Origin of the sequence: Trichocoleus sp. FACHB-40 (assembly GCF_014695915.1) — a bacterium.
In the GTDB taxonomy this organism is placed as follows: Bacteria; Cyanobacteriota; Cyanobacteriia; order Cyanobacteriales; family FACHB-T130; genus Funiculus; species Funiculus sociatus.
Genome location: NZ_JACJPF010000021.1, coordinates 1 through 18339, shown reverse-complemented (window position 1 = coordinate 18339; position 18339 = coordinate 1). Strand labels below are relative to the sequence as shown.

General features: G+C 45.8%; 17 protein-coding genes and 2 pseudogenes. 15 read left to right on the top strand and 4 right to left on the bottom strand.

What is annotated here, in order from left to right:
* Window positions 1–119 (bottom strand): annotated as a pseudogene (locus tag H6F63_RS00680) (photosystem II D2 protein (photosystem q(a) protein)); the annotation flags it as partial.
* A 431-nt stretch (window positions 120–550) separates the two neighbouring features.
* On the opposite strand from H6F63_RS00680, the gene H6F63_RS00675 reads away from it, so the two are divergent.
* The 3 genes from H6F63_RS00675 to H6F63_RS00665 all read left to right on the top strand — a co-directional run bounded on the left by H6F63_RS00675 (window position 551) and on the right by H6F63_RS00665 (window position 3132).
* The gene (locus tag H6F63_RS00675; RefSeq protein WP_190634020.1) at window positions 551–1117 is read left to right on the top strand and encodes a photosystem I assembly protein Ycf4; all 567 of its coding nucleotides are present in this window, start codon (window positions 551–553) and stop codon (window positions 1115–1117) included.
* A gap of 75 nt (window positions 1118–1192) precedes the next feature.
* A complete protein-coding gene (locus tag H6F63_RS00670; RefSeq protein WP_190634019.1) occupies window positions 1193–1942 on the top strand; it encodes a peptidylprolyl isomerase in 750 nt (249 codons plus the stop codon).
* Between the two features lie 29 nt (window positions 1943–1971).
* A complete protein-coding gene (locus H6F63_RS00665; protein ID WP_190634017.1) occupies window positions 1972–3132 on the top strand; it encodes a beta-ketoacyl-ACP synthase in 1161 nt (386 codons plus the stop codon).
* Between the two features lie 630 nt (window positions 3133–3762).
* Here H6F63_RS00665 and H6F63_RS00660 read toward each other — a convergent pair.
* A complete protein-coding gene (locus H6F63_RS00660; RefSeq protein WP_190422876.1) occupies window positions 3763–4548 on the bottom strand; it encodes an RNA polymerase sigma factor SigF in 786 nt (261 codons plus the stop codon).
* A 402-nt stretch (window positions 4549–4950) separates the two neighbouring features.
* Here H6F63_RS00660 and H6F63_RS00655 point away from each other — a divergent pair.
* From H6F63_RS00655 to H6F63_RS00625, 7 genes and pseudogenes are all read left to right on the top strand, one after another.
* Window positions 4951–5679 (top strand): annotated as a pseudogene (locus H6F63_RS00655) (Bax inhibitor-1 family protein).
* Window positions 5680–5838: 159 nt separating this feature from the next.
* Window positions 5839–6946, top strand: a protein-coding gene (gene prfB / locus H6F63_RS00650) for a peptide chain release factor 2 (protein WP_190634022.1) whose coding sequence is annotated in 2 segments (ribosomal slippage) — window positions 5839–5910 and window positions 5912–6946 — 1107 coding nt in all. Because the reading frame shifts where the segments join, the coding sequence is not laid out codon by codon here.
* Between the two features lie 213 nt (window positions 6947–7159).
* The gene (locus tag H6F63_RS00645) at window positions 7160–7372 is read left to right on the top strand and encodes a DUF3285 domain-containing protein (RefSeq protein ID WP_190444367.1); all 213 of its coding nucleotides are present in this window, start codon (window positions 7160–7162) and stop codon (window positions 7370–7372) included.
* 17 nt (window positions 7373–7389) lie between these two features.
* Window positions 7390–7908: an rRNA maturation RNase YbeY gene (gene ybeY, locus H6F63_RS00640; RefSeq protein WP_190634015.1), complete on the top strand. Its 519-nt coding sequence runs from the start codon at window positions 7390–7392 to the stop codon at window positions 7906–7908.
* A gap of 123 nt (window positions 7909–8031) precedes the next feature.
* Window positions 8032–8484: a diacylglycerol kinase family protein gene (locus tag H6F63_RS00635; RefSeq protein ID WP_190422884.1), complete on the top strand. Its 453-nt coding sequence runs from the start codon at window positions 8032–8034 to the stop codon at window positions 8482–8484.
* 39 nt (window positions 8485–8523) lie between these two features.
* Window positions 8524–9111, top strand: coding sequence for an aminodeoxychorismate/anthranilate synthase component II (locus H6F63_RS00630; protein ID WP_190422868.1), 588 nt, complete (start codon window positions 8524–8526; stop codon window positions 9109–9111).
* A gap of 83 nt (window positions 9112–9194) precedes the next feature.
* Complete coding sequence (locus H6F63_RS00625; RefSeq protein WP_190444364.1) at window positions 9195–9971, top strand: MBL fold metallo-hydrolase; 777 nt, start codon at window positions 9195–9197, stop codon at window positions 9969–9971.
* A gap of 39 nt (window positions 9972–10010) precedes the next feature.
* Here H6F63_RS00625 and H6F63_RS00620 read toward each other — a convergent pair whose 3' ends face one another.
* Complete coding sequence (locus H6F63_RS00620) at window positions 10011–11303, bottom strand: adenylate/guanylate cyclase domain-containing protein (RefSeq protein WP_190634013.1); 1293 nt, start codon at window positions 11301–11303, stop codon at window positions 10011–10013.
* A 29-nt stretch (window positions 11304–11332) separates the two neighbouring features.
* The gene (locus H6F63_RS00615; protein ID WP_190634012.1) at window positions 11333–11875 is read right to left on the bottom strand and encodes a peroxidase-related enzyme; all 543 of its coding nucleotides are present in this window, start codon (window positions 11873–11875) and stop codon (window positions 11333–11335) included.
* A gap of 307 nt (window positions 11876–12182) precedes the next feature.
* Here H6F63_RS00615 and H6F63_RS00610 point away from each other — a divergent pair, with 307 nt between their 5' ends.
* The 5 genes from H6F63_RS00610 to H6F63_RS00590 all read left to right on the top strand — a co-directional run bounded on the left by H6F63_RS00610 (window position 12183) and on the right by H6F63_RS00590 (window position 18049).
* On the top strand, window positions 12183–13493 hold the full coding sequence (locus H6F63_RS00610; protein ID WP_190634010.1) for an aminopeptidase P N-terminal domain-containing protein: 1311 nt from the start codon (window positions 12183–12185) through the stop codon (window positions 13491–13493).
* Between the two features lie 425 nt (window positions 13494–13918).
* Window positions 13919–14431 (top strand): hypothetical protein, encoded by a 513-nt coding sequence (locus tag H6F63_RS00605; protein ID WP_190634008.1) that lies wholly within the window; start codon window positions 13919–13921, stop codon window positions 14429–14431.
* Between the two features lie 365 nt (window positions 14432–14796).
* The gene (locus H6F63_RS00600) at window positions 14797–16407 is read left to right on the top strand and encodes a peptide ligase PGM1-related protein (protein WP_347276753.1); all 1611 of its coding nucleotides are present in this window, start codon (window positions 14797–14799) and stop codon (window positions 16405–16407) included.
* A gap of 473 nt (window positions 16408–16880) precedes the next feature.
* Entirely contained in the window at window positions 16881–17597 is a 717-nt protein-coding gene (locus H6F63_RS00595) for a Crp/Fnr family transcriptional regulator (protein ID WP_190634004.1), read from the top strand.
* A 293-nt stretch (window positions 17598–17890) separates the two neighbouring features.
* The gene (locus H6F63_RS00590; RefSeq protein WP_190420178.1) at window positions 17891–18049 is read left to right on the top strand and encodes a hypothetical protein; all 159 of its coding nucleotides are present in this window, start codon (window positions 17891–17893) and stop codon (window positions 18047–18049) included.
* Window positions 18050–18339: the final 290 nt, after the last annotated feature.

Below are 18339 nucleotides of genomic sequence, written 5' to 3'. Positions count from 1 at the left end.
CAGGGAAACAGTAGCAAACCTGACCAGCCGACGAAGACGAAGCGATCGCGCTTTAGCCAGTCGTCTACGGAGTCAAACCAACCCCGTTCGTTAGTAGCGCGTCCGACTGCAATTGTCATTTCAAATCCTCTTACTATTGCTTCAACTCGGAGGAATTAACATTTTTTTTTGACACCACCCACGCCAGAGCGCATTGGGCTTTTATAGAGAATTTTGTCTAGTGTCTGTCTTCAATAGACAAACTAGCTTTATTTCCCTGCGTGTCAACTTTGACTAACCTGTTGCCCTGTTGTCAGGTTTCAGGCTACTGTTGTTTGGCAATTATGCGCTTTTTCCTCCAAGACTAAATCGTTGGGGTATGAGCGCGTGTTCTCTATGATAAAAAAATATCAGAATTTTTACAATCTGACACGTAATTCTCATTAATCCCTGCCAAAGTCAAATTATTCGCATCAATAGCATAAATCCCTGTTTTCGCTGGATAATCTGAATCAGAGCGATCTTAAAAATCTTGCCTTAACAACTCTGGCTCTGTTTGGAGCTTTATTTCATGACTGCACCGACAACAACCACTCCTTCCCGCGTTCTCCGTCAAAAAGTTTTAGGCTCTCGCCGCTTGAGTAACTACTGGTGGGCAACCGTAGTCTCTGTAGGAGCTACTGGCTTCCTGCTGGCTGGAATTTCTAGCTACCTGAAAGTGAATCTGCTGCCCTTTGCTGACCCCACCCAGCTAACTTTCATCCCTCAAGGCATAGCAATGGGTTTCTACGGTATCTGCGGTTTGCTCCTAGCTATTTACCTGTGGCTAGTCATCATTTTGGACGTAGGCGGCGGTTACAACGAGTTTAATCAAGAGACAGGATTCGTTCGGATCTTCCGGTGGGGCTTTCCAGGGAAAAACCGCCAGATTGAAATCACCTGCCGGACACAAGACGTGCAAGCAGTTCGAGTGGAGATTAAAGAAGGACTTAACCCCCGTCGAGCGATTTATCTGCGCGTCAAGGGACGCCGAGATATTACTCTGACCAGAGTAGGTGAACCGATATCCCTGTCAGCCCTGGAAAATCAGGGAGCAGAGCTGGCTCGTTTCTTAGAAGTGCCGATCGAAGGTCTGTAAATATCTTGGTTGAGCTATCCCATATCTGCATAAGATGATTCAGTAGCTCTGGCTACACAATTAGGGGAAGTGAAAATGCAGATACAACTTCGTCACTGGTTAATATCACTGTTTATGATTGGGGGACTGATATTAGGAGGATGTGCCACACCACAGGCTGCTTCCTCGGACTCCACCAATTTAGCGACTGAAACGACCACCACACCTGCCACTACAGCGAGTAGTCCAATGAGCAATTTGCCCCGCCTAGAAGGTAAAGCCACCGTAGTTATGACGGTTAATGGCTCGCCGATTACGATTGAAGTCGATGGAACTAAGGCCCCAGTTACAGCGGGGAATTTTGTAGATTTAGTCCAGCGCGGTGTCTACGATGGTCTGGTGTTTCACCGGGTAGTACGGGAACCGCAACCCTTTGTCGTCCAAGGTGGCGACCCACAAGGTAAAGACCCTAATTTCCCAACAGAACGGCTGGGAACGGGTAGTTTTATCGATCCAACAACGAATCAAGCGCGTTACGTTCCTTTGGAAATCACGCCGAAAGGGGCAGATAAGCCCGTCATCGGTCAAACATTAAAGAGTGCAAGGGTTTCGGCTGTACCAGAATTGCGCCATACTCGCGGTGCTGTGGCTATGGCTCGTTCATCTATGCCTGACTCAGCTTCGTCGCAGTTTTACTTCGCTTTAGCAGATTTACCATTTCTGGATGGCGACTATGCTGTATTTGGCAACGTCACTCAAGGAATGGATGTGGTTGACAAGATTCAGCAAGGCGATCGCATTGAATCAGCTAAAGTAACCAAGGGTGCCGAAAACCTGAAAAAATAGCTAATGGCTAATAGCTAATAGCTTTTTGAATGGTGGAAGTTGTTGTCACTGGAATTGGTTTGATTTCAGCTTTAGGTACAAGCTTAGAGTCCAGCTGGCAAGAGCTAATATTGGGTAAATCTGGTATTCAGCTGCATCAACCTTTTGGGGAACTTTCCCCGCGTCCCTTGGCGCTGATAGGCAAACAACCAGCCCAGTTAGAAACTTTAACTGGGCTGGTTGTCGCTGCGGCGTTGCAAGATGCTGCTTTGGTTGCACCCTTGCCTGATTGTGGCGTGGTAATTGGCTCTAGTCGCTCTCATCAGGCATCTTGGGAGAAATTGGCGCGGGAGTTTTATCGGGCAGATCCCCCCCAACCCCCCTTTGATAAGGGGGGGCTAGGAAAGCAATGGTTGGAGGCGCTGCCGCATATGAATGCGATCGCATCCGCAAGGTCTATCGGGGCAACAGGCGCGGTATTGGCACCAATGGCGGCTTGTGCAACTGGAATTTGGGCGATCGCGCAAGGCTTCCACTTGATAAAATCTGGGCAGTGTCAGCAAGTCATTGCTGGGGCGGTGGAAGCCCCAATTACACCATTGACCCTGTCTGGATTTAAGCAGATGGGTGCTTTAGCCCAATCTGGCGCTTATCCTTTCGACCGACACCGAGAAGGATTGGTCTTGGGAGAAGGGGCTGCTGTGTTGGTACTTGAATCAGCGGATTTAGCCAAGCGACGGTCAGCACAGATTTATGGTCAGGTGCTGGAATTCGGATTGACAGCAGATGCTTATCATGCTAATGCACCGGAGCCTGGAGGGAAAAGCGCGATCGCGGCTATCAAACAATGCTTAGAACGCAGCCACCTTTCCCCATCTGACATCGATTACATTCACGCCCACGGTACAGCTACCCAGCTAAATGACCAAAACGAAGCACAGCTAATTAGGCAGTTGTTTCCCCAAGCAGTTCCAGTTAGTTCCACCAAAGGAGCCACAGGTCATACACTGGGAGCATCAGGAGCTTTGGGTGCAGCTTTTAGCCTGATGGCATTGCAGCAGCAAATTTTACCACCGTGTGTCGGGTTGAAAGAAGCTGAATTTGATTTGAATTTAGTTACAGTGTCGCGTCCGGCTGAGATTCGGCGGGTGCTTTGTTTTAGCTTTGGTTTCGGAGGACAGAATGCGGTGGTAGCGTTGGGTAAAATGTAGCCACGCCTTTAGGCGTTGGGCTATACGAATGAAGCGTACCTTCGCACGCTGTATAAAATTTTTTATACGGTGTTTCCCAGCCGGGGATGAGGGATTTTTGGTGATGGTGGCTGGCTTGGTTGCGGATGTAGTTAGCTACTTGATAGATGTTGTGGTGACTAACTTTAAATGCACCGTAACCACCTTACCATTTGAAAAATTATTGAGGTTTTATTTCATGGGTAACTAGATGGGAAAAACTGCCTTTAGCTTTATTCAGATATAGTCAAGGTGAGCGTAAAATCACTTAATAGGTGAACATAATCTGCTATGCCGCCAATAGCAACTACCTTGCATCCTAATTGATGACAATAACTAACAATGGCTGCATAAATTACCTCTTAAATATCTGATGTAACCAACGGTAATTTATCCCAACTTACCCAAACCAAGTATACAACTGCGTAAAATATCTGTGCATTTTCCGGATTGTAAAAATGCCCTCGCCCTGAAGGTTTAGGGTGAGGGCAAAAAAATTGTATAAAAGCAAACAAAAAAAAAGGGTGTATGCCACCCTAAAAACTCTCTACAAATATTTAACTGGCGACTACTCTAAAAAAGGTAATTTACCCCACCTATTGCTTTTTACCTCTAACTAGCCAAACGTTCTGGAGTTTGAGACTGCAACACAGATACCAAATGCTCCACACCTCTTTGCAGATGTCGCGTCACCGTCATCGGGCTGACACCGATGCGTTTAGCCGCTTCTTTACGGGGAAGATCGCGTACTAACACTAAATCAATAGCCGCCTTAGTTTTGTTATCCAGATGGCTCATCGCGCCTTCCAGTTCTTGCCGTTCTTCTTCTTGATATTGCAAGCTTTGATAGCGAGCGTCAGGAAGCGTTTCTCCCAACGTAATCTGAAAATCAAACTGCTGATAAACGATAGTATCTAAACTTAGTGGTCGGCAGTTTTGAGTTGCTACCTTACTTTCATTCCACTCATCCAGCGATACTTTTAGCGCTTCGGCAATTTCAGCTTCTTTTGGCGAACGTCCTAAAGTTTGTGCCAAATCTTTACGCGCTTTTTGCCCTTCTTGCTGGAGATCCTGCCAGCGACGAGGCATTTTCATCACGCCGCCCCTGTCGCGCAAAAAATGCAGCATCTCACCGCGAATGTAAGGAACCGCGAAGGAGCTAAAAGCATACCCTTGATGAGGGTTGAATCGCTCAATCGCCCGCATCAAACCGAGATAGCCGAGTTGTTCCAAATCTTCATAAGGTTCAGAACACTGATAGCTGACTCGGTGAGCAATTTTCCTCACCAGTCCCATATTTAACTCCACCAGTCGATTGCGAACTTCGACGGATGGATTTCTGTAGTATTTAATTAAAAGTTCCATCGAATCGGAGCTGCAAGAAGGTTGAGTCGCCATTGTCAAAGCCTCTGTAATACCAGCCCGTTTAGGAAATTGGGCGATCGCTATGTATTTTTCGTTTCACCTGAACTTATTTTCTTTAGAGGCGGAGCTACACACCATCGTTGGATTACGGAATTCACAGAGGACTTCCTCCCAAATGTCAGCATATATACGTAAATTGCGCCTTGGTTCCGCCGGAGCTTGTCTATAGAGCTGTCTATGGCTAAATTGATGTACAGTCTCACCGAGGCAGCAATCTAAATCCCTATTAGGGATGGACATGAAATTAGGCTCTTAAAACAAGCCGCGAGATCCTTGAGTGGGAACCCAGTAGCAGAAGACTTAAGGTCTACACCACAATTGAATTGGAAGGTAATCCTTTTTTGTAAATTATTGGTTTAGTTCTGAGGAAGTCCCATGAGTAACACCAGCAACTTCCGTCAAGCGATACGTGAGGCTAAAAATCACGCGCTCGTTGGCCCCAATGTGATTGCCAATGCCCTACCCTACGTAGGCGCTGGACTTGTTTTAACCGCACTTGGCAGCTACGGGGGTCTTGGCGTTCTCCGTTCCAATCCAGAGATATTCATGCCAACCTTCTAGGTGGCGCTGATTGCAGAATTTGCTCTCTTCTTCGTTGCCCAAAACGTTGCCGCAAAAGGTAACAAGAGCGTTGCTCTGCCGCTTTTGGCTACCTACAGCTTGCTGTCTGGCTATACCCTGAGTGGGTTGTTGTTCATCGCGTTGAGGACATCTGGAGTCGGTTTGCAAGGAATTGGTTTTGCTGCCCTCGGTTGCGGCATTACCTTTATTGCAGCACGGCAGATTGGTTCTAACCTGTCTGACCAAGACGGCATGGCTTTGACTAAAACTGTACAGCTAGGCATTATTGCCCTAATTGTTGTGCTAGTGGGTCAGCTGCTGTTGTCCTTCTTTGGTATCTATACACCCACCTGGCTAGAAATTGCCATTTCTGGCATTGGCGTGTTTTTGTTTGCAGGTGCTGCTGTGGTAGATTTCTACATCCTGCCTCGCACCTACCGCAACGATGAGTATCTGCCTGCTGCTTTGTCGATGTATTTAACGTACATCAACCTGTTCATTTTCATTTTGCGCTTGATGATCCCGCTTAATAGCCGCGATTAATAGGCAAAAGGTTAGGCGAACTAAAATAAGCTTGAAACCGTGGCTTAAATATGAAAAGCTACGGTTTTTTCTTATACATAGAAAGTAAAGACTCCAGCTAAGATCGAAAAGAGTGCAACTTTACTACCAAGCGCTCATCGGAAAAAGCTCGAAACAATGATTGAACTACTAGACATTAAACGAGAAGTCGAAACGTTGTGCGATCGCCTGGGTAAAACTCAGGACTATCTTTGACGTTCCTGCATTGACTGCTAAAATTCAAGACCTGGAGCAATTGGCAGCTCAACCGGAATTTTGGGATGACCAAACTGCTGCACAGAAAACTCTCCAAGAACTCAATGACCTGAAATCCCACTTACAGCAATTTGAGGATTGGAAAAACAATCTCGAAGATGCTAAGGCTGTCGTAGAACTGCTGGAGTTAGAAACTGACACAGCACTCCTCGCGGAAGCGGAAACTAACGTTACCAAGCTCAATCAGGAACTCGACCGCTGGGAGTTGCAACAGCTGCTTTCTGGTACATACGACCAAAGCGGAGCAGTGCTGAGTATTAACGCTGGTGCAGGCGGTACAGACGCTCAAGACTGGGCGGAAATGTTGCTGCGGATGTACACCCGTTGGGCAGAAGATCGCGGCTACAAAGTCACCTTAGCGGAAATATCAGAGGGAGATGAAGCCGGGATAAAATCTGCCACTTTGGAAATTGACGGGCGTTATGCTTATGGCTACCTGAAGGCAGAGAAAGGAACTCACCGACTGGTGCGGATATCGCCTTTCAACGCCAACGACAAGCGGCAAACTAGCTTTGCTGGGGTGGAAGTGATGCCAACTCTGGATAAATCGGTCACTTTGAACATTCCAGACAAGGATCTGGAAATCACTACTACCAGAGCTGGTGGCAAAGGTGGGCAAAATGTCAACAAAGTGGAAACGGCGGTGCGGATTGTTCACATTCCCACTGGGATTGCCGTGCGCTGTACCCAGGAGCGAAGTCAGCTGCAAAACAAAGAAAAAGGTCTTGCCATCCTCAAGGCTAAGTTACTGATTGTTGCCCAAGAGCAACGCGCCAAGGAAATTGCCGACATTCGCGGCGATATGGTGGAGGCAGCTTGGGGCAACCAAATTCGTAACTACGTCTTCCATCCGTACCAGATGGTAAAGGATCTGCGGACGGGAGTGGAAACGACTGCGATCGCTGATGTGATGAACGGCGAAATTGACCCGTTCATTGAAGCTTATCTGCGCCAAGAAAATCAACTGGCTTAAATAGGTGTAGGCTTCTCGTTCCCAGGCTCAGCCTGGGAACGCTCACAAGAGACGTTCTGCCTCCCCAGTTGATCGTGAAAGGTGACTGCCTCACATCGGCATTTCCAGGCTCACTCTGGAAGATAGCTAGATAATCCCCTTAATAGAGAAACAAACTGTTAGATTTAGGGAAACAATGGTTTCTCACTCTTTGACCTTAAGTAAACGCTTCTCATGAGTAACCCATCCTCACCGTCACCAGTGGCACAACAAAATTCAGAAAACTTGCCAGAATCGCCAGCAGCTTCGACCGAAGCTAAACCCAGCTACGTTAAGCTGGCAATGCGAAACATGGTGCGAAAGCGGGGTACTTCTTTGCAACACTTCGCACTGACAACCGTTGGTTTGTTGGCTGTTCTGATTGGTTTGTCCTACATTACTCGTTAACGACAAGTTAGACAAAAGTGCAAGTTGAAGTCAGCGTACAAGATTGTTTTTTCTCTTCCAGTGCAGCCGCAGGCGAAGCTATCCCGGAGGGAATCGCTCCGGAAACTTGGGAAATCTGGTTTTATCGCTGGATGGAAAGTCTGCACCCGGATATTCCACCAGCGGATGCTTACGAACTGAGTCTGCGCCTCACCGACGATGAGGAAATGCAGGCGCTTAATTCTCAGTACCGTCAGCAAAATAAACCGACAGATGTGCTGGCTTTTGCCTCCTTAGAGGTAGACTGTCCTCAACCAGTTGAATTAATGGAGGATACGCCTCTGTATCTGGGGGATATCGCGATCTCTGTGGATACGGCAATTCGCCAGGCTCAACAACAAGGACATCCATTAAAAACCGAGCTAGCTTGGTTAGCTGCTCACGGCTTGCTACATCTTCTCGGCTGGGATCATCCCGATGAAGATAGCTTAAGTGAAATGTTAAATCAGCAGGAAACTTTACTTCAGATTATTGGTCTTGATATCCAGCTGAATTAGATCCAACAGCCGCAAGTTGTAATATTCTAGGTTGATGCAATTGTTCGTATCCCGGATTGGAGTTTCCCGGTTATGAAGCTGGATCAATGGTTAATTTCCTTTAGGCAAGAAAAAAACGCTGCCATGCCTCAAGAACTTTCAACACCTTCGATTAACTGCTCTGATGTGGTGAAACCAAACCGGGATTTATCTTGGCGAATTGCTCCCAACTTACTGATTAGTTTTAAATATGCTTGGGCTGGACTCCGATATGCTTTTGTTACCCAGCGCAATTTTCGCATCCATGTAGTCATAGGCACAGGAGCGATCGCTATATGTGTCTTTTTGCATCTCCAACCCGTGGAAATGGCGGTGATTGGCTTGACAATTGGGCTGGTGCTGGCAATGGAATTATTAAATACCGCGATTGAGTCGGTCGTTGACTTAACGGTTAAGCAGTCCTACCATGAACTTGCCAAAATTGCCAAAGACTGTGCCGCTGGTGCTGTTCTGATTTCGGCGCTGGTGTCAGTGTTGGTAGCCACTTCGCTAATGCTACCCCCACTTGTAGCTTTGATTCAGTCGGCGCTGCGCTAAAAAAGTGCTGAGGATTGAGCCAAGAAGGAGTGATAAAGTTTGATTATCGTTATTGATAACTACGACAGTTTCACCTATAACCTAGTACAGTACCTGGGAGAGCTGGGCGCACAACTGCCTGTAGCGTCTGAGATTCAGGTATATAGAAATGACCAAATCTCTCTGGAGCAAATCCGCCTTGCTAAGCCAGATGGAATCGTGATTTCTCCGGGCCCAGGCCGTCCGGAAGATGCTGGAGTTTCCCAACAACTCATTCAAGAACTAGGCTCCACTGTGCCAATTTTAGGCGTTTGCCTGGGCCATCAAGGTATTGGTCAGGTTTTCGGTGGTGAGGTGGTTTCTGCGCCAATGTTGATGCACGGAAAAACTTCTCCCATTCATCACACAGATACGGGCGTGTTTAAAGGATTAGACAATCCTTTTACCGCTACCCGGTATCATAGTTTGGTGATTGACCGCCAAACCTGCCCAGATGTCCTAGAAATTACGGCTTGGGTGGAGGATGGCACAATCATGGGCGTTCGGCATCGGAACTATCCGCATATTCAGGGCGTCCAATTTCATCCAGAGAGTATTTTAACGACTTCAGGAAAGCAGTTGTTGCGAAACTTTCTGGAATCACTTTAGAAGCTAATAGCTAATAGCTAATTGTTGATTACTATTGACTATTAGCTATTAGTAAAGAACTAATGACTAAGGACTAAATCTTGATGAAACGGCGACAGTTGATCCAGTATGCTGGGGCGGGCTTGCTTGCAGCTTTAGGAACAGGCTTGGCTTCTGGATTTGAAAGTTATCAGGCGCAGACATCTGGTGATTCACTTTCTATTAAGTGGCTGGGGCATACCAGCTTTTTGTTCACTGGGGGCGGCAAACGAGTTCTGGTGAATCCCTTTCAGAATTTGGGCTGCACATCTGGCTATCGTTCATCTAAGGTGGCGGCAGATTTGGTGTTAGTCAGCAGTCTATTGCTTGATGAAGGCGGGGTGGAAGGGCTACCGGGGAATCCGAAATTAATCTACGAACCGGGAGCTTATCAAGTTGATAATTTAAAACTTCAAGGGATTAGCATTAGCAAAGACCGCGAGGGCGGACGACGTTTTGGGACGAATGTGGCTTGGCGTTGGACGCAAGGGGGAATTAATGTTCTGCATTTGGGGGGTGCGGCGGCACCGATTGAGATTGAGCAGAAAATTCTCATGGGGCGTCCTGATGTAGTGCTGGTTCCTGTGGGCGGCGGCGCGAAAGCTTACACGCCGACGGAAGCAAAGCAGGCGATACAAGTTCTCAATCCGAAGTTGGTGATTCCGACGCATTACCGGACGCAAGCTGCCGATCCTGCTAAGTGCGATATTGTGGCTGTGGATGAGTTTTTGGCATTGGTTGATGGGATGCCGATACGTCGTGTTGGTGACACGCTGACGATTAAGCCAGGAGATTTGCCGAGTAATGGGAGCGCGATCGCATTGATGAGTTATAAATTTTAAATTACATCCTCGTTCCCCGCCTCAGCCTGGGAACGAGGACTACTCGCTAATAACTGAATAAAGTTGATTAAATTTCTCATTGGGTAACAAACCCCTGGGATCTAAAGATAAATTTTCTTTGATACGGGTGACAAGATACATATCGATGTCACCTTTATTTTTTGCATCGATTTTACCCCGATATTCGCATTCAAAAAAATCTTTGATTAACTGAAAAGTTGTTTCGGAAATATTAATGCCTCCGGAAACACCAGATGATTCCATTCTGGATGCAATATTAACAGTATCTCCCCAAACATCATAAGCAAACTTCTTGTGTCCGATTGCACCTGCTAATAATGAACCTGAGTTAATACCGATGCGAATTTCCCAGTAGGGATGATTGTTTTGAATTTTTTCTTGTCGCCGCCATTGCATAAATTCTCGAATTTGTAAGGCGGCTAGGGCGGCATCAATCGCATGGGTGCGGTTGGGAGTGGGGATTCCGCCAACACACATATAACTGTCACCAATTGTTTTTAATTTTTCTAGATTCTGTCCTTCAGTTACCATATCGAAAGCAGAAAAGCAATAATCTAGTTCATCTACTAACTCTTGGGGTGGCAGTTGTTCGGCTAATTTCGTGAAGTTCTTGAAGTCGGTAAATAGAACTGAGGCGGATTCATAATAAACAGGTTTTACTCTACCTGTGCTTTTCAGTTCATCAGCAACACCTGCTGGCAGGATATTTAATAGTAGTTGGTCAGATTTGCGTTTTTCTGCCTCTAGTTGAGCATTTAGCTGATTTAACTCTTCAAAACAGTTGGCGTTGCGAATTGCTGCTGATATTTGCAAAGCTAGTAAATAGCCGATCCGCACATCTTCCAGCGTGTAAGCTTTCGGTAAAGTCGTGGCAAAGTTGATTGTACCCATTACTAAAGAGCGATCGCTTACCAATGGGATAATCAGCTGGGAGGCGTAGGGTGCTAAAAAAGCTGCCGTTGAACCTTCTTTAATTAGTTGCGGTTGACCCGTTTTCATGACACGCCCCAGAGGACTATCCTCTATGATGCTAGCCGCGTCCAATTCCACAGGAGAACCAAACAATGTCACTAGCCGACAAGAATTGCTATGACAGATGTAGACGCTACAATGCTCAAAATCTAGCAACCATTTGGCTTGTTTGCCTACGACTCGCAAAATCTCATCTAGATTAAGGGAACGATTGATCGCTGTGGCAATTTCATTCACGGCGGCGATGCGGGTCGATAGCGCTTGAGTTTCAGCCAGCAGACGGCGGGCTATCAGCAGCAGTGGTTCGCGTTCTTGCTTTTCCAGCCCATTGCCATTCATGGAGTTGGGAGGATAGGGTGATTGTAAATTTATAATGAGTCGATTTCCAGGGCGATCGCGTCCGTATAGCGGTTTATGCTGGTGAATAAGTCAGCTGTGCCAATAATCTCGAAAATTTCTGACTCGTCTAACCCCAACGAACGCAACTGCTGGTAATCTGCGTCAGTTAAATCGTGCGGTTTGGTGGCGGCTTTTAAGCCAAAGGTGATTACGGCTTTTTCACGGGCTGGTAGCGGACAAGCAGCAAAGTCTGAAACTAAGGTCTTGAGGACTTCTTCACTCATCCCCAGGGCTGATAATCCATGCAGATGAACGTTTAAGGCATAGGGACTATTATTGGCTTGGGAGATGGCGACCCCAATCATTTCTTTGAGGGTACGGGGTACGTCTCCCTTGAGAATAGTGGCGCGAAACTTTTTCCAGTTGGCTTCTAATAAGTCGGGATTGATAGCCATCGATTTGAAAATGTTGGGAACGATGCCAAACCCTAATTCTGTTAAAATTTCGTCGTAAACTTCCTTAACTTTTAAATCGGTTACTTCATCTGGTTCCTTGATAGAAAAGTGAGCCATTGGTGCCTCTTGTGTTTGGTTATGCGGGTGTAAAATGATACAAGTGTGTAAAATATTTATTTGATTACCCTGATCTCCAGTTTTCGGGTCTTACAAAGCCCGGACAGGAGAATTCTGCTTATAGTAGTTGCACCCGCAAATAGCACTCTGTTGTCCTCAAAGGATAACAGGATCGATAAGACAATGCTCTGTATTATTAATTATGAGCTAATTTTTGTGGAGATAGATTACTGTATTTAAAGATTAGATAAGGAATGAACCGATAAAATAAAAAGATATAATTCCTAAACCTAATAGAATTAAGGTTATGCAAGCAGAATACCGCGATCGCCGCCAGCAGTTGATGGCAAAAATTGGCAACGGAACGGGTATATTCCGTAGTGCGCCAGTGGCTGTTATGCACAACGATGTCGAGTACGCTTTCCGGCAGGATAGTGATTTTTTTTACTTGACGGGGTTTAATGAACCGGAGGCGGTGGCAGTTTTAGCACCACACCACGCTGAACACAAGTTTATTCTCTTTGTGCAGCCGAAGGAACGGGAGAAGGAAGTTTGGACGGGATATCGGGTTGGTGTGGATGCAGCAAAAGAATTGTATGGGGCCGATGAAGCTTACCCGATTGCAGAACTTGATGAGAAGCTGCCCCAGTATTTAGAAAAAGCGGATCGGATTTATTATCATTTAGGACGCGATCGCGCTTTCAACGATACCATTATCAAACACTGGCAGCTCTTAATGGCGGGTTATCCCAAACGCGGTACGGGGCCAATTGCCATTGAAGACACAAACCCCGCCCTTCATGCAATGCGGCTGCTAAAAAGTCCCGCTGAGTTAGAATTGTTACGTCGAGCGGCTGACATCTCAGTAGAAGCACATAACCACGCGCGCGAGTTCGCGCAACCAGGGTGTTATGAGTACGAAATTCAGGCGGAGATAGAACATATCTTCAGAAAGCGGGGTGGGATGGGGCCAGCTTATCCCTCAATTGTTGCCTCTGGTGCTAATGCCTGCGTGCTGCACTACATTGAAAACAATCGGCAGATGCAGGATAATGATTTGCTGTTGATTGATGCGGGTTGTTGTTACCAATATTACAACGGGGATATCACGCGCACTTTCCCGCTTGGGGGCAAATTTACGGCAGAACAAAAGATACTTTACGAGATTGTATTAGAAGCGCAGTTACAAGCGATCGCGCAAGTTCAACCAGGCAATCCTTATAATTTATTTCACGATACAGCAGTGCGGGTGCTGGTAGAAGGTTTGATGGATTTGGGACTTCTGGCGGGTGATATTGAAGAAATCATCAAAGAAGAGAAATACAAACCTTTTTATATGCACCGTACCGGACACTGGCTGGGGTTAGATGTCCACGATGCAGGTGTTTACAAGCACGGCGAGGAAGTCTGGCAAAGTTTGCAACCCGGTCATGTGCTGACAGTGGAACCGGGACTTTATATTGGACTTGATGTGCAACCTGTCGAAGGACAGCCAGCGATAGATGACAGGTGGCGCGGGATTGGTATCCGGATTGAGGATGATGTTTTAGTCACTGAGTCAGGACATGAGGTTTTGACACAAGCAGTGCCTAAATTGGTGGAGGAATTGGAAGCGTGAAAATAATTCGGTTTCTCGTTAAGAGTCCTCTTTCATAGGACTGATAAAGGAATTCAGTTCTTTTTTAATCGACAAACAAACAGACGAGATCGCCCTTGTCTCTACATACATTAAAATGTATGTAGAGACAAGGGCGATCTCGTTCCTACAGCGGGAAAATTGATTCCGGGCGGGTCAAGTATTTTGGCAATAACTCGCTTGTAGATGTAATTTGGAAAATAATGCAAGCTTTTTAAATTCTCTAGAGATATCTTCTATTTAAGACTATTTATATCTAAGTTAAGTAAAATAAATTGTATTAAAATTGGCGCAACCCGCTCGTAATATCTTCCCCTGGATGGAAGATATTATGATTATTAAGTGGATAAAGCTAGTAATAAATAACAGTAAATAAAGATTTTTAGGCAATCAAGGAGGTTGAATATATGCTTAATTATCGTACTAGGATTTACACAAAAATACTTAGACTTTTGCCGGAAACTATAGACTGGCTTAACCAGCAAGATAACCCTAGTAAAACGATTGATTTATTAGTCAGAAACGCTCGAAAAAGCAATGAGCATTGCTTTAGTGAAGAAAGCAGTTTTGAGGCAGAAGTTTCAGCAGTTGAAGAGGAATTGGAGATATCACGCGAACAGGTGAAGAGTCTAACACAAGAAGTGGAGGAACTAAAACAAGAGCTGAATTTGGAAATACAGCGGACAAAAGAGTATTGTCAAGAACTGGAATATATACAGCAGGAGTTACGTAATAGTTGTATCTATGAGTTACGCGATCAAGTTGGCACAGCAGAGATGTCAGAAGATAAATTGGATGCGATCGCGCAAACAATCTTGAGGAATGAAAAGGGAAAAAATGGTAAGCTACTGGTAAAGGACAAAGATTGGTTTGCCGTCAAAGATGCTTTAAAAAGATTTATTGCCATTTTATTGAATTAGGTAAGTAGAAGCTTCAGGCATATATTTATACATCACTATTTTGAGTTCAAAATAATTACAGATTCCAGCTCTATTTTAAAAACGTTAAATTTATAGTCAAAAGAAAACTTAGAGGACGTCCCAGGACGGCAAACCAGACAATATCCCACGCCGCGGTTGAAAATTGGTGGGAACCCCCACACCTCCCACTGACTTGATTTTTGATGATGGTCAACGCATGGAAAGCAACCCCTAACGCACCTCGTCGAGTTAAATTGCCTTTTTTGGGAAAACCGACTTACAGTTTTGTGTCGTAAAACCGATATTTTGCCTGTTATCTAGGTAAAATCGCAATTATGGGGCGCGATGGGAGCAAGGCAAATACTTTGGTAACACAAAATGTGACTACCGCCGATCTGGCGGAGCAATTCCGACATCTTCAAAACCAGCTGCGCGAAGTTTGGCATACTACCGAACTTTTTGACAACAGCGATGCTGATATTGTGGTGATTCCTTCTTTGAGCATCGATCAGCGAGAACTGCTGAAAATTGAAGGATCTCATCACTACGAGGAGCGACTTTTATTTTCGTTAATTCGCCTGCATAACCCCCGAACCAGGCTAATCTACGTTACCTCCCAACCGTTGCATCCCAGCGTAATTGATTACTATTTACAACTGCTACCGGGAATTCCGTTTTCTCATGCACGCGATCGCTTGCTGCTACTTTCCGCTTACGACTCCTCCCTCAAACCTCTAACTCAAAAAATTTTAGAGCGTCCCCGCTTAATGGAGCGAATTCGGCAAGCCTTGCAGCTAGAAAAGTCTTATATGATTTGTTACAACAGTAGCCCTTGGGAAAGGGAACTGTCTCTAGCACTGGGCGTACCATTGTATGCTTGCGATCCGGATTTGCAGGATTGGGGAACTAAAAGTGGCTCTCGGCAAATATTTGCAGAGAGTGGGGTTCCTCATCCCGACGGTAGCAGTAGCGTCTGGAATGCTCAAGAACTGACACAAGCAGCAGTCGATTTATGGGAACGACAGCCGACTTTACAGCGAATGGTTGTCAAACTCAATGAAGGAATTTCTGGTGAAGCGAATGCAATTCTGGACTTAAGACCCATTCAGGAACTAGCACCCCAGAAAGCTTCCCATAAAGAACGAATGGAGGCAATAAGCGATCGCTTGCCATTTCTCGGCTTTCAAGCCAAAGCTGAAACCTGGGAAAACTTTTCTAGTCGCATCCCAGAATTAGGAGCCATTGTAGAAGCTTTCGTTGAAGGAGACATTAAGCGGAGTCCCAGCGTTCAAGGTCGCATCACACCCGATGGAAAAGTAGAAATCCTCTCAACTCACGACCAAATTTTAGGAGGCCCTGACGGTCAAATTTACCTTGGTTGTCGCTTCCCAGCCGATGAAACTTATCGATTGCGCTTGCAAGAATTGGGATTAAAAGTAGGCAAGAAACTAGCAGAGAAAGGAGCATTAGAACGCTTCGGCGTTGATTTTGTCGCCGTTCGCCACCCTGACGCAGAAGAGGGACAATGGGAGTTGCAAGCAATAGAAATTAATCTGCGAAAAGGCGGCACTACCCATCCTTTTATGACCCTCAAGCTGTTAACCAACGGTCGCTACGACCTCTCGACTGGTTTATTTTACAGCAAACAAGGTCGCCCAAAATACTACATCGCCACCGACAATCTGCAAAAAGACCGTTACCGGGGACTGCTGCCAAACGACTTAATGGATATCATTGCCCATCACAAATTGCACTTTGATACTGGTACTGAAACAGGCACCGTTTTCCATCTCATGGGTTGTCTTTCCGAATTCGGCAAGCTGGGATTAACCAGTATTGGCGATTCCATGCAACAGGCAGAAGAAATTTACAACAAGGTGGAAAAAGTGCTGGACGAAGAAACTAAAATTCGCTCTAATTATTCCAACTCGTCATTTTATCCGATTCCCCCGATTACTTGGAGCGGGAACGCCTAAAACTGGGGGAATAGAAAATGGGAGCATCCCAATGCTTGTAAAAATGTAAGGGCGGCTAAAGTCAAGGGCGAACAAACAAAGCCTGCACAACGCAAGGCTTTATATTAGACCTCTTGCACTCATTCAGCCCCTACATAGACGGGCTGAAAGCTAAAGTCAGCTAAAGCTGACTGGCAAACATTTTCAACCCGTTTTAACGGGTTTTAGCTTTAAGCCTGTAGCTTGCTTCTCGCTTTGCGAATACTTTAGTTCGAGGCATTTATACAAGAGGTCTATTATTAGCCTTTGCGTTTTGCAGGCTCCCAATGAACATAAGCGATCGCTGCTTACACTGCATACGCTACTATAACTAAACAGCGTGCAACTTCATTTTTAGAGACTACGCTTTTGACATTCGGGTCAGGTTATCAATTGCTCTCCTTGTGCCGTGAGTTGTTTTGTTCTAAACACGCGACTACATACGGAGCCTCCTAATGTCATCCCAATCCCTCCCAATAAAAAATCAACTACTCGCCGCCCTACCTGAAACCGAGTACCAGCGCCTTATTCCCCACTTGGAACTTGTCTCTCTATCGCGTGAGCAAGTTCTCTACGACGCTGGCGAATTGATTGAACACGTCTATTTTTTCAATCAGGGATTGTGTTCTTTGCTCACCTTCATGGAAAGCGGCACGATAGTCGAAGCAGGTCTGGTGGGCAAAGAAGGCATAGTCGGTCTTCCCGTATGCTGGGGAGGCAACACCACGATCAACCAAGCGATGGTGCAAATTCCAGGTACTGCCATGCGGATGAAAGCCGAGCATCTGAAAACCGAGTTCAACCGGGGTGGTACACTTCACAGCTTGCTGCTGCGCTACACGCAAGCGCTATTTACTCACACCTGCCAATCTACTGCCTGCAACCGCCTGCATACGATAGAGGAGCGACTTGCCCGTTGGCTGCTCAACGTCCAAGATCGCATGGAATCAGACATGCTACCGCTGACTCAGGAATTTCTCTCTCATATGTTAGGCGCACGCCGCTCCGGTGTCACGGTAGCTGCTGGCATCCTAAGCCAAGCTGGAATGATCTGTTACAGCCGTGGTAAAATCACCATCCTCGATCGGGCGAAATTGGAAGCAACCGCTTGCGAGTGTTATGGGGTGATTAAAAACGAGTACGATCGATTGCTAGGTAAGGGGAGCGATTAGATTTGCTGACGACATCTTTTTCATTTGGTTTTTTTGTCTGGAAGCGTACAGAACTCCGATAGCGATCGCATTTATTGTTTATATTACAGGCTTGGAAATCGAGGCTACTTGATTTAGATGTTGTAAGGAAACCGATGAGCTAGGTGCTTTCCTTTGCTAAGGATACAAGCTACGCCCCTTCTTGACGAAATGCCAAATCTAATAATCGATCGGCCGCTTCCAGCTATTTCCCTCAATATAAGCACGTCAGAGCGTTACCCAATATCCCGCTTAAAGATAACCGGGGGCTAACTATGAATAATTCCACACGCCTAGCTGCTAAATACGATGATGATATTAACAAAAAAATGATAGACCTTTGGGGTAAGAGTTGGGAAAAACTCTCTCCAAAACAAAGGCAATTAGTTGGAGAAATTTTGAATCACCTAAACCAAGTTCCTTCGCTCAGCTAGGTTAATTCAATTTTTTTAATATCAGGCGCTGTAAAAAAACAACTTTATTTCAGGCTCAGACTTTCGTAGCCAACCAAGGCTTAGAGGACGTCTGAAAATGCCTAATCAAGACGCTTAGACGGTGGATATCCCCCTTTTTAAGGGCAGGGCTGATTCATTGGTGAGAGAAAAAAGAGCATGAAGAAAATGGAGAGGTAGTCGTTGTCTACGTTAGTGTAATGAGCTTGATAGCGCATCTGCAACAAATTCGAGATTTCCGCACCCAACCCCGTTATCCGTTGTGGGTAGTA

What these genes read in the sequence shown, in the direction of transcription:
- H6F63_RS00590 (WP_190420178.1), top strand. Translation starts at nt 17,891, where the DNA reads ATGAATAATTCCACACGCCTAGCTGCTAAATACGATGATGATATTAAC.
- H6F63_RS00605 (WP_190634008.1), top strand. Translation starts at nt 13,919, where the DNA reads ATGCTTAATTATCGTACTAGGATTTACACAAAAATACTTAGACTTTTG.
- H6F63_RS00595 (WP_190634004.1), top strand. Translation starts at nt 16,881, where the DNA reads ATGTCATCCCAATCCCTCCCAATAAAAAATCAACTACTCGCCGCCCTA.
- H6F63_RS00675 (WP_190634020.1), top strand. Translation starts at nt 551, where the DNA reads ATGACTGCACCGACAACAACCACTCCTTCCCGCGTTCTCCGTCAAAAA.
- H6F63_RS00665 (WP_190634017.1), top strand. Translation starts at nt 1,972, where the DNA reads ATGGTGGAAGTTGTTGTCACTGGAATTGGTTTGATTTCAGCTTTAGGT.
- H6F63_RS00635 (WP_190422884.1), top strand. Translation starts at nt 8,032, where the DNA reads ATGCCTCAAGAACTTTCAACACCTTCGATTAACTGCTCTGATGTGGTG.
- H6F63_RS00625 (WP_190444364.1), top strand. Translation starts at nt 9,195, where the DNA reads ATGAAACGGCGACAGTTGATCCAGTATGCTGGGGCGGGCTTGCTTGCA.
- H6F63_RS00620 (WP_190634013.1), bottom strand. Translation starts at nt 11,303, where the DNA reads ATGAATGGCAATGGGCTGGAAAAGCAAGAACGCGAACCACTGCTGCTG.
- H6F63_RS00610 (WP_190634010.1), top strand. Translation starts at nt 12,183, where the DNA reads ATGCAAGCAGAATACCGCGATCGCCGCCAGCAGTTGATGGCAAAAATT.
- H6F63_RS00670 (WP_190634019.1), top strand. Translation starts at nt 1,193, where the DNA reads ATGCAGATACAACTTCGTCACTGGTTAATATCACTGTTTATGATTGGG.
- H6F63_RS00660 (WP_190422876.1), bottom strand. Translation starts at nt 4,548, where the DNA reads ATGGCGACTCAACCTTCTTGCAGCTCCGATTCGATGGAACTTTTAATT.
- H6F63_RS00615 (WP_190634012.1), bottom strand. Translation starts at nt 11,875, where the DNA reads ATGGCTCACTTTTCTATCAAGGAACCAGATGAAGTAACCGATTTAAAA.
- H6F63_RS00645 (WP_190444367.1), top strand. Translation starts at nt 7,160, where the DNA reads ATGAGTAACCCATCCTCACCGTCACCAGTGGCACAACAAAATTCAGAA.